We start from the raw sequence: 12,012 nt of genomic DNA, 5'->3' as shown, positions 1-12,012 counted from the left end.
GGGCTATTCAGCTATAAATTAATTGCTCTAAAGTCCAAATCATTCACCACACAAATGTTTAATTTTTGAGCGATAGTCACTCGATAAACCAAAAGAGTGAACACTCAACATCCACTTTACCGCTTGTAAAACAGACAATTATCAACCAAAAACATGAATTTTGAGTTACTTTACTTGAGTATTTATTCCAAATTTATAAAACCTTTGACTTTGATTCCCCCCTCAGTCACTCAATGGTCACAATGAAAACTGATAGATTGCATAATTAGTCATCACCAAATGCAAGACATACTCAATAACATGCTGTTTCGTGATCTCTTTTCACTAGCTTTTCGCGCTCAAAATGCCGTAAGGTACCATCTACAAGTACGTTCAACCTCGCTCCAAAAATTCAACATAAATAACGAAAAGAATGACTATGAAATTTGATATAAATGCACTGAAACACCACCAGCTAGTTGAAGATGGCCAACTAGAAGGGTGTTATATTCATCAGCCAGTACCAGGCAGTCAGCAAGATGACAAAGCCGTTGTGGAAGAGCGCAAAGCGCTGGAGAAAATGGGGTTTAAGGTGGTTCAGGTTAAAGCAAAAGGTGGGACAACAACCTTTGCAGAAGCGATGCAACAGTTAGCGAAGAAGACGGGGCATCTATCCAACAAATAAGCAGATGACTTGTTCCTTTTGTCACTACAAGCATGTCCCCAAACGATACCAACCCATCACTTATAGCGTCTCGAATTGAGTTCAAACACAACCAAGGCAATCTCAAATTGAAATCTAGAGGTTAGATAAATGGCTTTTTATTTTTAGCGACTTCACGGATTTCGTTCAGTAGCGTTTGAACTTCACTATGTTCCGCTTTGTCTGGGGCACACATTAATCTGAGCTCACAGCGTAAAGTTGGGGAAACACACTGGCGTGAGACCTGCTTTTTCCAATCATCAGGGAACGCTAGACCGGGAATTAGTGACGTACCGTAGCCAGATCCAACGATAGAAAACAGGGCAGCGGTATCTGAAACCGTTGTCTTTATCTTTAGCTTTTTCTTATACCTATCAAACAACTCTTGTACGAAGATCTCGCACCCAGAAGATGACACGATAATAGGCCTATCATTCAAATTTTCTAAGTCGATAGTCGATGTTTTCTGCTGCCCATAGGGAGCAATGAAATAAAATTCATCGTCAAAGAGTAACTCACTGCAAGATGGGTCCATGTTATATGCGACACCAATATCTGCAATTCCCGTTTTTACCCATTGCTCTACTTCTTGATCGGTGCCAGTAAACAAATTGATCTCTAAATTAGGATGCGTTCTACGGATGCTCACCAGTATTTCAGAGAGGATGACCCTAGACACACAGTTGATCGCCGCCACACTCACCGTTCCTGAGATAGAAGATCCTGCTAGTTTCAAGATGTCATTAATTGCACCAAGGGCGACAGTAGCAGATTCACTTGCTGCCAACCCAGCCTCTGTAAGCGTAACGCCTCTTGATCCTCTAACGGCTATTGGTGTCTCTAAAACTGTTTCAATGGCTTTGACTGCATGGCTAACCGCCGCTTGTGTTACATGCAGCTGCTCCGCTGTTCGGCTGATGCTTCCTGTTTCTCGCAATGAGTCTAGTGCTTTCAACATCATTACACTGATATTAGCGTTCTTCATATCGGTATTAAATTATATCAATTTACTAATATCACTATGGTAATTAGTCTAACCCCAAATTGAAAGCACAACCCCAAACAAAAGTATGCGAATTTAGAGCACTTCTTGCATTTGGGCATTGTGTCATTTAGCGGAGATGAGAGATGTCAAAAACGATTTTAATTACAGGTGCAAATGGCAGGGTTGGCAGTGCATTGGTCAAGTATTTGGATGCTCATTGCCCAGACTTCCATCTGATCCTTGCTGACCTCAAGATTACTGAAAAACGCAGCGTACGATTAGATGTTAGTGATATCGCAGAGGCTCATGATGTGTTCGAGAAACATGATATCGACGTCGTTATACATTTAGCTGGCTTAGCGTCTCCGGATACACCATTCGAGCACTTGCTACCGGCAAACATCATAGGCACATACAATATATTTCAAAGCGCTTCTGACGCAGGTGTGAAACGCATAATCTATGCAAGTAGCGCTCAAACAATTGAGAGTTACCCGCTTGACGTACAAGTGAAAGAAGACATGCCCGTTCGCCCCAAAAACCTATACGGCGTCAGTAAAGCGTTTGGTGAGGCACTTGGAGCATACTATGCCTATCAAACAAACCTGGAAGTCATTGCCATTCGAATTGGCGCGTTTGAGTTCGCTGACGAATGGAGTCAGCTTAGTTCAAGAGATTTAAGCGCGTGGAGTGAGCCCAACGATTTATCTTCTTTAATACTTCAGAGCATCGAGTCTGACTTAACCAATCAGCCCTTTATGATTGCTCATGGCATTTCTGATAATAGATTTAAGAGACTGGACATCTCCGAAACAAAAGCTCGTTTAGGATACGATCCACAAGCGGATGCTTTTAAGATGTGGAATGTCATGCTGCCAAATGACAGCATAGCCGCAACACGGAACCAAGAAGAGCCTGAGAAAAAGTTTTGGAAGAACTTAACAACCTATGCCGACATCAATAAATAAGATCATTGGCTGGTAATGACTGGTTAATCGTATACAGCAGGATTATTAAAGGTTAAACAACTCGACGGCTTAGCCAAATATCTTGAAACCACACAGCCTGCATGAGATTCGTCTCGTTAGCAGGCTTTTGGAAAAACTATAAGAATAAAGATGCCAACGTCTCCGACACCATGACTTCACATCCTTTAATTTCCGACCGCATTAATCATGTAACTTTGCGCCTTTGACTATTTTATCGACAAGTTTCCCGGGAGCGCACATTGCAACACCAACGACAGGCAAATCTTTTGTCTCATATTGGGAAACCGTTTCTCGATTAGCGTCATCATGTCCAGTCGCAAACATGTCTTCAATATATACTGAGCTTTTGACACCTTCTCGTTGTGCTCTTTGAATAATAGTAGACAACTTGCTTCTAGTACTTTTCAGAACAATGATTGGTTGAACACATAGCGGTAAGTATTCATTACTATTAGCATCTTGGTATACATCCCCTGTCGTCACTTCTGAAGTCGCTGTCACTCCCCCCGATAAAAATGCAACAACATTGAGCTTTTTCCAAACCGGCAAGTCATCAACAACCACAATGGCAAATTTTGTATCAAATTGCATGGTAATCCTTAGTAAATGTTATTCAAGATAGTTGTTCAAGCAGAGGGGTAATCCCCATATTTAAACCAACGAAAAATAGAAAGACGGCCATTAGTTTATTTACAACGTTTAAATAGCTAGTTTGACGAATATTGTTACCTAGCAATCGTCCAAAAATGTAATAAACCAGAGGTGCACCAAAAGCGAGCACAGCCAAAGCAAAACACCACACAAAAATATGACCACCAGTGATACCAGCCGCAGGGAATTGCACTGTTGCAACTGGCAGAGCAACGGTTATTCCTTTCGGGTTCAATAGCTGAAGTAACAATCCATCGCGAAAAGTGATCGGTTTACTCTCTACCATCTCCGGAGTCTCTATTGGAGTAGCAAAAATCCTATATGAGAGCCAAAGAATGTATGCTGAACCTAAGACTGACGTCCATTTTAATAAGGCCTCATTCATAATTCCCTCTCCAACTAAAGATACTGAAGAGAATAAAATAAATAGAGCGAAAGAGACGCCAAAACAAAAATAGACAATCCTAGCTTGCTTTTGAATACCACTATTTAGACAAATAGCGTTCACTGGCCCTGGCGTATACATCACACCAAAGGCATAAAGAAATATATCAATCATATATGTTGTATCTTGATTTTACTGTTGTAGGTAATTAGGTAAACAATTGGCGCTGATATTGATTCGGAGTGATTCCAAAAATACTTTTAAATTTACGATTAAGATGACTGACATCAGAAAAGCCTAGCTCCATCGCCATATCAACCGCTTTTTCACCAGATTCTAACGCCATCTTGCATTTGTTAATTCTTGAGATGAGAACGTATTGGTGAGGTGTCATACCCACTTGTTCACTAAACATACGAATAAAGTGAAACTTAGAGACACATGCAGCATTGGCGATTTCATCCACGGTAATCTTGCGCCCTAGATTGTAATGAATGAACTCCTTAGCCCTCTTGATCAATGCATCATTTCTAGTTTGTGGTGATCTCTGTTCTACCCTACCTCCACCAACGCGCAAGATAGATTGGGCCACACCCAGAAGCATTTGCTCTTCCTCAATGGCTGAATACTCGTCAGGGTTTTGCATCAGATGCATTAGAGTAAATACCTGCTGACGTAAACCAGTGTCATGAAATAGCGAGCTACTAAGCCGAGCATGATTTGAATTGAAATCACCGACTGATTGCATCAAGTTAACCATCAAAGGCTTCGGTATATACAGCATCTGATATTCCAAGGGTAACCCAGCTCCAGCACAGCCATCATGAACCTGTTCAGGATTAAAAAAGACAATATTACCTGCATTACTCTTATGGTAAGCCCCGTCACTAAAGAAGTCTTGACGACCAGTGCAAGTGATTCCAATGCTGTACTCTTCGTGAGCGTGCTTAGCATAGCTAAACTCTGTCATCTTTGCGGAGAAAGCACTCAAACCATCAGTGTGCGGGCTAAGTAGGTATTTAAATTGCTCTTCCATTCACTCAACTCATATGCTCATTACGTTATCCAAGTATAGGACCTCACCACAAGCCCGACTAGAACGAAATTGCTCTATTTATTGGTTGTCTCTACCTTCCAGTTTTCTAACCTTATTTAAACACCAATAATCTACTATGACGTTCTTATCACAGAAATCAACATATCCAACAATACACTTTTTGGAAAAAATCAATAGAGCAGTAATAACTGAAATAGTTTTTCTCATGTCCATACATTCACCTATAAATTATAATAATCAACAAACCGATACGGCTATGACTTATATAAAATAAGATATTGGCGCAAGAGAGAATAGAATATAATTGCCAATTAACTTAAATTGAACAATCTCTATTAACGGAGTTATTTTATGACAAAATGATATCAAATTAATTGATTAGAAAGTTATCCATAAACCTGTTCTTCAACATATGACGTCGATAGCTGCTTGGTGTCTGATTAAAGGTTTTCTTAAAAGCATACGTGTATGCGGAGTCAGATGAGTAGCCTAAACTGGTGGCTATAGTCTGTATGCTCATATCTGTATCCAACATCTGCAAAGATAAAACCAACCTTATATTTTGCCGCCATCGTGCAAATGATTGAGAGAACTCCTTTGAACACAGTCGAGATAGCGTTCTCTCAGATGCACCAACTTTTGGGGCCCACTCCTTCAACGTGTACGGCAGGTCAGGTTGTTGCTTAAGCTGCGAAAATATCGATAGAAGGCGTTTATCTCTAGGCATCAGCAAAGGTATTTCATAACTATGTGCCATCTCAATCTGATCTCGTAATACCGCAAGCAGATTTGAAACATTAGATTCAGATTGCGAGAGCGTTGGAGCATCAAACAAAGTTAAGAGCAACTCCTTCATAAAGGAGCTTACCTTACAGGATTTGGGGCGGTCACTATATTGAATGAACTTGTCTGGATTCAAATAAACCGCCAAAAACACCGTATCGGAAACCGCCACGGATTTATGAACAGTATTGGAGGGAATATAGAGCATCCCATTATGCGGGACGATTGCACACGTATCACCAATATTCGACTGCAATAACCCTTTAACTGGAAACACTATTTGATGCCATGGATGAGAGTGGAAGTCATCGATATAGCCAGCAGCCATTCTGGTCGATTTAGTGATTAACTGCTGATTGGGAAACTGTTCTATCAGGTCATTAGCGTTCATGATTGGCGACTTATCTATATAACATGCCTGTTATTATAAATTACGCCATCGAGGTTTAATATAACATCTCAACTCTAACATTTAGTAAGAGGAAGAAAGATGCATATTCACTTCATTGTTCATGAATACTTTGAGGCTCCTGGCGCCTACGAATCTTGGGCGGAAAAACACCGGCATACCATCAGCTACTCTCGAGTTTACCAAGGAGACTCGCTCCTCCAAGACATCGACGATATTGACTTTCTTATTGTGATGGGAGGCCCACAAGATCCCGCGACAACGACTGAGCAATGTACTTACTTTGATAGCAAAGGAGAGCAAGAGCTGATAGAAAAAGCCATCAATGCTGGAAAAGTGGTACTAGGCATCTGTTTGGGATCTCAGTTAATAGGTGAAGCGATAGGGGCCCACTTTAAGCACAGCCCTGAGCGTGAAATCGGCAAGTACCCAATTACATTGACTCAATCAGGCTTACAACATCCACTATTCAGTCACTTTGGTAAAACACTCAATGTAGGTCATTGGCATAACGATATGCCGGGACTAACAGACGACGCGCAAATCATAGCTCATAGCGAAGGATGTCCAAGGCAAATTGTGGCATATGGTGAGCTAGTTTTCGGCTTTCAGTGTCATATGGAACTGACCAAACACGTCGTATCGTTACTCATTGAAAATGATGAGTTACCCGATCCAAGCAAGTTCAGATTTGTCGAAGACTCTACTGCCTTACTACAACATGATTATGGTGAGATGAACCAGATACTACATGTCTTCTTAGACAAGTTAGAAAAGAGATACCAATTAGGTATTGGTTGATTTTGTTGGAGTCAGTAGATGAACTGCTGACTCAACTTTATTCAATTTCTCATCCCACTGACGACCATGGATGAGGCGATTTACAGCGCTAACTTAAACCCTTCATGTGTCGCTTTAAAACCAAGTTTTTCGTAAAACCTTATCGCGTCTGGGCGTTTCTTGTCACTTGTAAGTTGCACCAAGTTACAACCTTTTTCCTTGGCTAACTTGATAGCATGTTGGAACATTTGTTCACCAAAGCCATGCCCGCGAAACTCTTCATGAATTCTGACGCCTTCGATAAGGCAACGCCAACTACCAATATGTGTAAGATAAGGAATAAACGTAATTTGGAGCATGCCGACTAACGCGTCATTAAGCTCTACGACAAGCAACTCATTATTTGGATCGTTAGTGATGGCTTGAAATGCTGAAACATACGCGCTATTCAAAGGGATCGTAGTATCTTCCCGTTTACTACCCAAAGGATCATTGGCGAGGAGCGATACAAGATTTTCTAGGTCTTCGAATTGAGCGGAGCGATATTTTAATTCCACGATTTTTCCCTTTGAGCTCTGAGCAACTAAAAGATGAATAACATCCAATGCATATATAAATCAATAATATGAATTAGATACCAAGGCTATTCTCATAGCATACTATAAATCACTGAAATGGGTACTCAAAGATTCGAAACGCCGGACAAAGCCAACTAGAACTTGATAAATATTACGTTAATGAGTTCAATGGTCGCTCAAGATATCAAGGATTGGATACTGAGTTTTTGGCTGATGTTGTTAAATAATGCTCAATTTTACGCCGTCGGAAATCGTGGTGGTGTTGAGGTTCTAATTGCAGATTTTGCAAGTCATAAGTTTGATGCTCATTGGCATGAAACATGGTCTATTGGGGCTGTGATTACAGGTGCTCATGACAATAGTCCTAAAGGGAATGGTGATGGGGTAGTAACGTCTGGGCAAGTATCCCTGCTCGCTCCCGGAGAGGTCCATGCAGGAAAAGTCCTTGGCTCCGATAACTGTAAATATGTGATGTTCTATGTCCAAGAGACAGAGCTAAGTAAGGCGTTTGAACAATTCGGACAACGTGTCCCGTTGATTTCACACATGACAGTGAACTCACCAGAATTGCACCAAGAATTAGTACAATGTGCCATGCAATTAGCAGAACCGTCATCAACCATGTTTGATATTGACGTCTGTTGGACTCGATGTATGGGACTTCTTGTCGAACGACTATCGCAAATTGTCATCGTCGATGACCTTTCTCCTAAGGTAGAAGACTTCAGGAATTTGTAAAAGCACGCGACTATCTAGAAACTCATTACGACGAATTGATCACTCTCGATCACTTAGCTCATGAGGTCAACCTTTCTAAGTTCCACCTATGCCGTCAGTTTTCTCGAGTATTCAATATTTCTCCGAACAAGTACTTGCGTCAATTGAGGTTACTAAAAGCAAAACAGCTCCTTGGCAACGGTTACCCTATCGCGCGTGCCGCTGTAGCCTGTGGCTTTTCTGACCAGTCTCATTTGGGTCGTCAATTTAAAGCCACATTTGGGATCTCTCCTAAAAAGTATGCCGCCGAATTCAAGTGAGCAATTCTGTTATATAACTGCCTTCTAACCTTTGTCACCCTGCGATTACAGAACTCACTTCAGGTAATCGAAAAATGATCGACAGTAATTTAATAGCTCTTTTCACCGTTGCAACATTCGTATTGATGATCACCCCAGGTACAGACATGGTGTACGTGATGTCAAACGCGCTATCTAGCGGGAAAAAAGCAGGGGTAGTTTCTATCTTAGGAGTCGCCAGCGGGGCATACATTCATGTCATTTTGGCAACGCTAGGCGTCGCCGCCGTCGTTTCAGCATCTCCGGCATTGTATAAGATCCTTGTACTTACAGGAGCTTTGTATATGGGATGGATTGGTTGGGGGATCTTTACTCATCATGCAATGATATCATCGTTAGATAAGCGCCCTGCTCGTACTCTTAAAAAAATCTATATGCAGGGAGTAATGACTAATTTACTTAATCCCAAAGCTATTATTTTTACCCTCTCTTTTTTCCCTCAATTTATTTCTCACGAAATGGGTCGGATCAGTGAACAGATGCTTCTTTTAGGGGTATTACTCGTGATAATCATGGTTCTTGTGGAACTACCACTGGTGTTTTTTGCTAGTGCTATTGGAGAGCGTTTGAGTAAAAGCGAGCGATTATCCAAACGAGTCCACCAGTTTTCAGGAGCAACCCTTATTTCTCTAGCGCTATACATCACAGCAACCAGACTGGTGATGCACTGAACTATCGTAAAAAGCTTCGGCACAATAAAACAGGCCACTGCCATAAAGCAGCGGCCTTAGTTAGGTTAGTATTTAATTGCCTCCAACCCAAGCCTGCACAGTGATTAGACGAGTTAACTATGGTTAAGTTTAAACAACTCACTCATACCGTAGCTTGAGTAGATAGATTGCATAGCTTGTTCTGTCTCTTCATTAATTTTTCCAATGACAGGGTTAAGACCTGACGGGTCAACAACGGTACGAAATGGGCGATCTTCTGCGTTTGTATCGAGTAGCTCAAGTACACTATCTGCGACCATTTGAGGACTTGGTGCATCATCAGCATCATGACCTTGCTCAGTGCCCGCCCACATTTGTTCTGGTGCCAAAGCGTGGTCGCCATAACTTGTTACCGCTTCTTTATCACTAGGTCGCATCAAGTTAGCCCCAAAATCTGTACCGAAGCCTCCCGGTTGCACAATCAAAGATTGAATTCCAAACTGCGATAGTTCAACACGGTAATTTTCCGCCAACCCTTCGACCGCATGCTTGGTTGCGTTATATGGCCCAAGAAATGGCAATACAAATTTACCCAAAATGCTCGATAGCTGAATCAGCGTCCCTTGCCCATTTGCTTTCATGTGAGGTACGAGAGCTCGAGTCAGACGTTGAACACCAAATACATTGATATCAAAAACTCGCTTGAAATCGTCGATATCAAAGCTTTCCTGCCACCCTAGGGTGCCGACACCAGCATTGTTAATTAAGACATCAATTGTACCGACTGAATTGATTGCCTCTTGTACCCCTTTTTCAACACTAACGTCGCTAGTCACATCAATCTCAATCACTGATACTCCTTGAGTTTTGAGTTCGTGAGCGATAGAGGCATTACGCCCATGAACATCACGCATCGAGCCAATAACTTTGTAACCGTTGGAGTTCAGTGTCTTAGCCATTAGATAGCCAAAACCGCTGTTGGCACCTGTAATCATCACTGTTTTTTTCATTATAAATTCCTTAGTTTCTTTGAGATAAGGGTCATTGCAAAAGACAACTTCTCTAAATTGAAAGAAGAACTAGTCCAACGCCTTCAATAGAGCTTGGGCAACGCCCACGGATGATTTGTTGTTTTGACCAGTGATTAGCTCACGGTCTACAACGATATGCGGGTGCCAATCTTGCTCACCTTTTGAGTACTTCGCTCCCGCATGAATGAGAGCGTCTTGAGGCCAGAAATACAGCTCATCACCGCCTAGGTAGTACTGCGTAGCGACTGTTTCTTCCGTATTGCTAAAGGTCGTCATTTGATAACCAGCGTATGGCCAGCCTTCGCTTGGTTGTGGCTGCTCCCCTGCTTTTAGCTTTCTTTCAAATTCTTTACTGTTAGGCATTGAAGAGAGCAACGCGATAGGACCATGGCACACGAGCGCGGTTGGCTTGCCTTCAGCATTAAAGTGACGCAGGAACTCACCCAGTTGATCATTAGCCACTAAGTCACCCAATGGTGCGTGCCCGCCAGGAACGAAGACGGCATCGAAGCTCTCAATACCCATCTGTTCGATACGGGAGAAACTCACAACTGGGCTCGCCGCTTTATCTGTCAACTGCAGCTGTTCAAACAGTGCCTTGTGTGATTGATAGTTAGTGTCACTTTCATCTAAAAAGTGGCTTGGTGTATCTGACACTGGGTCTAAAGTTGGCGCTTGGCCCGTAGGCGTTGCGAAAGTTAATGTGTGGCCCGCATCCAAAAGCAGTTTTACAGGTTCCATCAGCTCGTTGAGGTACACACCAGTTTGATAGTTGTAGCCTCCTTTCAACTGCATCTCTGATACATCGGACATGACGACCAAAACCTCATCTGCTTGGGCTACTGAACTCACAGCTAATGCTGTCATGGCTAAAATTTTGTTAAGTTTCATCATAGATTCCTCTTATTTGTTTCGATTCCTTGTGACTCGATAAACAAGATAAGGAGCAAGACGTTATTATTGAAATTAATTGGTCTAATATAGACATGATGAAAATTAATAGTGGTATCAGCGAATGGCGAATATCTCAGGCATAGAGCTTAAACAGCTTCGACTTTTACAAATCATTTTTGAAACCAAAAATCTTACTCAAGCGGGCGAGAGAGCTGGACTAACCCAGTCAGCTGTCAGCCATATACTGAAAAAGCTACGAGATAGCTTCAATGATTCGTTAGTTATTCGACAAGGCAATAAATTGGAGCTCACACCAAGAGCGGAATTGATGCAGCCAGTGCTTAGTCGATGGCTCAACGATTTCGAGCAGAACATCTTGTTTCAAGAGGTATTTGACCCAGCACTATCTGATCGCACGTTTTATATCGCGACCAGTGACTTAGTGGAACATGCTTTAATGCCTCACTTGATTAAGCACCTCAGCAAGATTGCTCCAAATATTCGGCTTGTGTTCAAAAAATTAGATAAGCGTAGCCTAGCAAGCCAAATTGAGAGTGGTGAGGTTGATTTTTCGATTAGCGTGATTGAATCAAGTCACCCGAGCTTAATGGTGAGAACACTCTACCGAGACGACTTTGTTTCCGTGGTAAGAACAAGCCACCCATTACTAAAAACGAATATGGAGGCTAAACACTTTTGTCAGTATCCTCATGTACTCGCTGGGACTGGAAGTAGTAACCGAGGCATGGTTGATGACGCTTTAGACACGATCGGTCTATCTAGAAATGTGCAATATAAAGTCGCGAACTTTGCCAGTGCTCTATTCATCGTAGAATCAAGCGATGGCATCTTAACGGCACCTCGTAAGTTTGTGGAAATGATGGCGGATAGATTTGCGGTTGAGACCTTTGAGACACCTGTCGACTTGGAAGGATATGCGATGAAACTCTATTGGCATATAAAAAATAAAGATGACCAAGCCAACATTTGGTTACGAGAACAAATGGTCCACGTTATGGAAGGCACAGTTCAATAGTGCCTACCTGCGATGTGCGTTGTTTA

At 42.0% G+C, this 12,012-nt stretch carries 14 protein-coding genes and 1 pseudogene; 7 read left to right on the top strand and 8 right to left on the bottom strand.

The annotated features are described in order from the left end of the window. Positions 1-418 precede the first annotated feature (418 nt). Positions 419-664: a hypothetical protein gene (locus FIV04_RS23460; RefSeq protein ID WP_150873016.1), complete on the top strand. Its 246-nt coding sequence runs from the start codon at positions 419-421 to the stop codon at positions 662-664. 121 nt (positions 665-785) lie between these two features. On the opposite strand, the gene FIV04_RS23455 is transcribed toward FIV04_RS23460, so the two are convergent. Next, a complete protein-coding gene (locus tag FIV04_RS23455; RefSeq protein ID WP_253895623.1) occupies positions 786-1,667 on the bottom strand; it encodes a LysR family transcriptional regulator in 882 nt (293 codons plus the stop codon). A gap of 143 nt (positions 1,668-1,810) precedes the next feature. On the opposite strand from FIV04_RS23455, the gene FIV04_RS23450 reads away from it, so the two are divergent. Continuing rightward, positions 1,811-2,635: an NAD(P)-dependent oxidoreductase gene (locus tag FIV04_RS23450; protein WP_152470838.1), complete on the top strand. Its 825-nt coding sequence runs from the start codon at positions 1,811-1,813 to the stop codon at positions 2,633-2,635. Positions 2,636-2,836: 201 nt separating this feature from the next. Here the strand turns inward: FIV04_RS23450 and FIV04_RS23445 are convergent, their stop codons facing one another. The 4 genes from FIV04_RS23445 to FIV04_RS23430 form a co-directional block, all read right to left on the bottom strand. Then, positions 2,837-3,247, bottom strand: a complete 411-nt coding sequence (locus tag FIV04_RS23445; protein WP_152470837.1) for a DUF2000 family protein — start codon at positions 3,245-3,247, stop codon at positions 2,837-2,839. Positions 3,248-3,269: 22 nt separating this feature from the next. Further along, positions 3,270-3,866, bottom strand: coding sequence for a LysE family translocator (locus tag FIV04_RS23440; RefSeq protein ID WP_152470836.1), 597 nt, complete (start codon positions 3,864-3,866; stop codon positions 3,270-3,272). 34 nt (positions 3,867-3,900) lie between these two features. Beyond that, the gene (locus tag FIV04_RS23435; RefSeq protein ID WP_152470835.1) at positions 3,901-4,728 is read right to left on the bottom strand and encodes an AraC family transcriptional regulator; all 828 of its coding nucleotides are present in this window, start codon (positions 4,726-4,728) and stop codon (positions 3,901-3,903) included. A gap of 391 nt (positions 4,729-5,119) precedes the next feature. Beyond that, on the bottom strand, positions 5,120-5,923 hold the full coding sequence (locus FIV04_RS23430) for an AraC family transcriptional regulator (protein WP_152470834.1): 804 nt from the start codon (positions 5,921-5,923) through the stop codon (positions 5,120-5,122). Between the two features lie 99 nt (positions 5,924-6,022). On the opposite strand from FIV04_RS23430, the gene FIV04_RS23425 reads away from it, so the two are divergent. Then, positions 6,023-6,742 (top strand): gamma-glutamyl-gamma-aminobutyrate hydrolase family protein, encoded by a 720-nt coding sequence (locus FIV04_RS23425; protein WP_152470833.1) that lies wholly within the window; start codon positions 6,023-6,025, stop codon positions 6,740-6,742. An 80-nt stretch (positions 6,743-6,822) separates the two neighbouring features. Here FIV04_RS23425 and FIV04_RS23420 read toward each other — a convergent pair whose 3' ends face one another. Then, the gene (locus FIV04_RS23420; protein ID WP_152470832.1) at positions 6,823-7,278 is read right to left on the bottom strand and encodes a GNAT family N-acetyltransferase; all 456 of its coding nucleotides are present in this window, start codon (positions 7,276-7,278) and stop codon (positions 6,823-6,825) included. Positions 7,279-7,458: 180 nt separating this feature from the next. Here FIV04_RS23420 and FIV04_RS23415 point away from each other — a divergent pair, with 180 nt between their 5' ends. From FIV04_RS23415 to FIV04_RS23405, 3 genes and pseudogenes are all read left to right on the top strand, one after another. Beyond that, positions 7,459-8,037 (top strand): AraC family ligand binding domain-containing protein, encoded by a 579-nt coding sequence (locus FIV04_RS23415; protein ID WP_152470831.1) that lies wholly within the window; start codon positions 7,459-7,461, stop codon positions 8,035-8,037. Between the two features lie 26 nt (positions 8,038-8,063). Further along, positions 8,064-8,336 (top strand): annotated as a pseudogene (locus tag FIV04_RS27405) (helix-turn-helix transcriptional regulator); the annotation flags it as partial. A gap of 74 nt (positions 8,337-8,410) precedes the next feature. Beyond that, the gene (locus tag FIV04_RS23405; protein WP_152470829.1) at positions 8,411-9,046 is read left to right on the top strand and encodes a LysE family translocator; all 636 of its coding nucleotides are present in this window, start codon (positions 8,411-8,413) and stop codon (positions 9,044-9,046) included. A 113-nt stretch (positions 9,047-9,159) separates the two neighbouring features. Here the strand turns inward: FIV04_RS23405 and FIV04_RS23400 are convergent, their stop codons facing one another. Together FIV04_RS23400 and FIV04_RS23395 are read right to left on the bottom strand one after the other, a co-directional pair. Then, positions 9,160-10,035, bottom strand: a complete 876-nt coding sequence (locus FIV04_RS23400; protein WP_152470828.1) for an SDR family oxidoreductase — start codon at positions 10,033-10,035, stop codon at positions 9,160-9,162. 69 nt (positions 10,036-10,104) lie between these two features. Next, the gene (locus FIV04_RS23395; RefSeq protein WP_152471133.1) at positions 10,105-10,947 is read right to left on the bottom strand and encodes a type 1 glutamine amidotransferase domain-containing protein; all 843 of its coding nucleotides are present in this window, start codon (positions 10,945-10,947) and stop codon (positions 10,105-10,107) included. Positions 10,948-11,071: 124 nt separating this feature from the next. Here FIV04_RS23395 and FIV04_RS23390 point away from each other — a divergent pair, with 124 nt between their 5' ends. After that, a complete protein-coding gene (locus tag FIV04_RS23390; RefSeq protein ID WP_152470827.1) occupies positions 11,072-11,986 on the top strand; it encodes a LysR family transcriptional regulator in 915 nt (304 codons plus the stop codon). Positions 11,987-12,012: the final 26 nt, after the last annotated feature.

Origin of the sequence: Vibrio sp. THAF190c (genome assembly GCF_009363355.1) — a bacterium.
Lineage (GTDB): Bacteria > Pseudomonadota > Gammaproteobacteria > Enterobacterales > Vibrionaceae > Vibrio > Vibrio fortis_A.
The sequence above is the reverse complement of the archived record's forward strand: the minus strand, read 5'-3'. Positions and strand labels throughout refer to the sequence as shown.

Coding starts and splice junctions, on each gene's coding strand:
- FIV04_RS23405 (WP_152470829.1), top strand. CDS start 8,411: ATGATCGACAGTAATTTAATAGCTCTTTTCACCGTTGCAACATTCGTA.
- FIV04_RS23440 (WP_152470836.1), bottom strand. CDS start 3,866: ATGATTGATATATTTCTTTATGCCTTTGGTGTGATGTATACGCCAGGG.
- FIV04_RS23435 (WP_152470835.1), bottom strand. CDS start 4,728: ATGGAAGAGCAATTTAAATACCTACTTAGCCCGCACACTGATGGTTTG.
- FIV04_RS23460 (WP_150873016.1), top strand. CDS start 419: ATGAAATTTGATATAAATGCACTGAAACACCACCAGCTAGTTGAAGAT.
- FIV04_RS23425 (WP_152470833.1), top strand. CDS start 6,023: ATGCATATTCACTTCATTGTTCATGAATACTTTGAGGCTCCTGGCGCC.
- FIV04_RS23450 (WP_152470838.1), top strand. CDS start 1,811: ATGTCAAAAACGATTTTAATTACAGGTGCAAATGGCAGGGTTGGCAGT.
- FIV04_RS23455 (WP_253895623.1), bottom strand. CDS start 1,667: ATGAAGAACGCTAATATCAGTGTAATGATGTTGAAAGCACTAGACTCA.
- FIV04_RS23395 (WP_152471133.1), bottom strand. CDS start 10,947: ATGAAACTTAACAAAATTTTAGCCATGACAGCATTAGCTGTGAGTTCA.
- FIV04_RS23415 (WP_152470831.1), top strand. CDS start 7,459: ATGAGTTCAATGGTCGCTCAAGATATCAAGGATTGGATACTGAGTTTT.
- FIV04_RS23430 (WP_152470834.1), bottom strand. CDS start 5,923: ATGAACGCTAATGACCTGATAGAACAGTTTCCCAATCAGCAGTTAATC.
- FIV04_RS23445 (WP_152470837.1), bottom strand. CDS start 3,247: ATGCAATTTGATACAAAATTTGCCATTGTGGTTGTTGATGACTTGCCG.
- FIV04_RS23400 (WP_152470828.1), bottom strand. CDS start 10,035: ATGAAAAAAACAGTGATGATTACAGGTGCCAACAGCGGTTTTGGCTAT.
- FIV04_RS23390 (WP_152470827.1), top strand. CDS start 11,072: ATGGCGAATATCTCAGGCATAGAGCTTAAACAGCTTCGACTTTTACAA.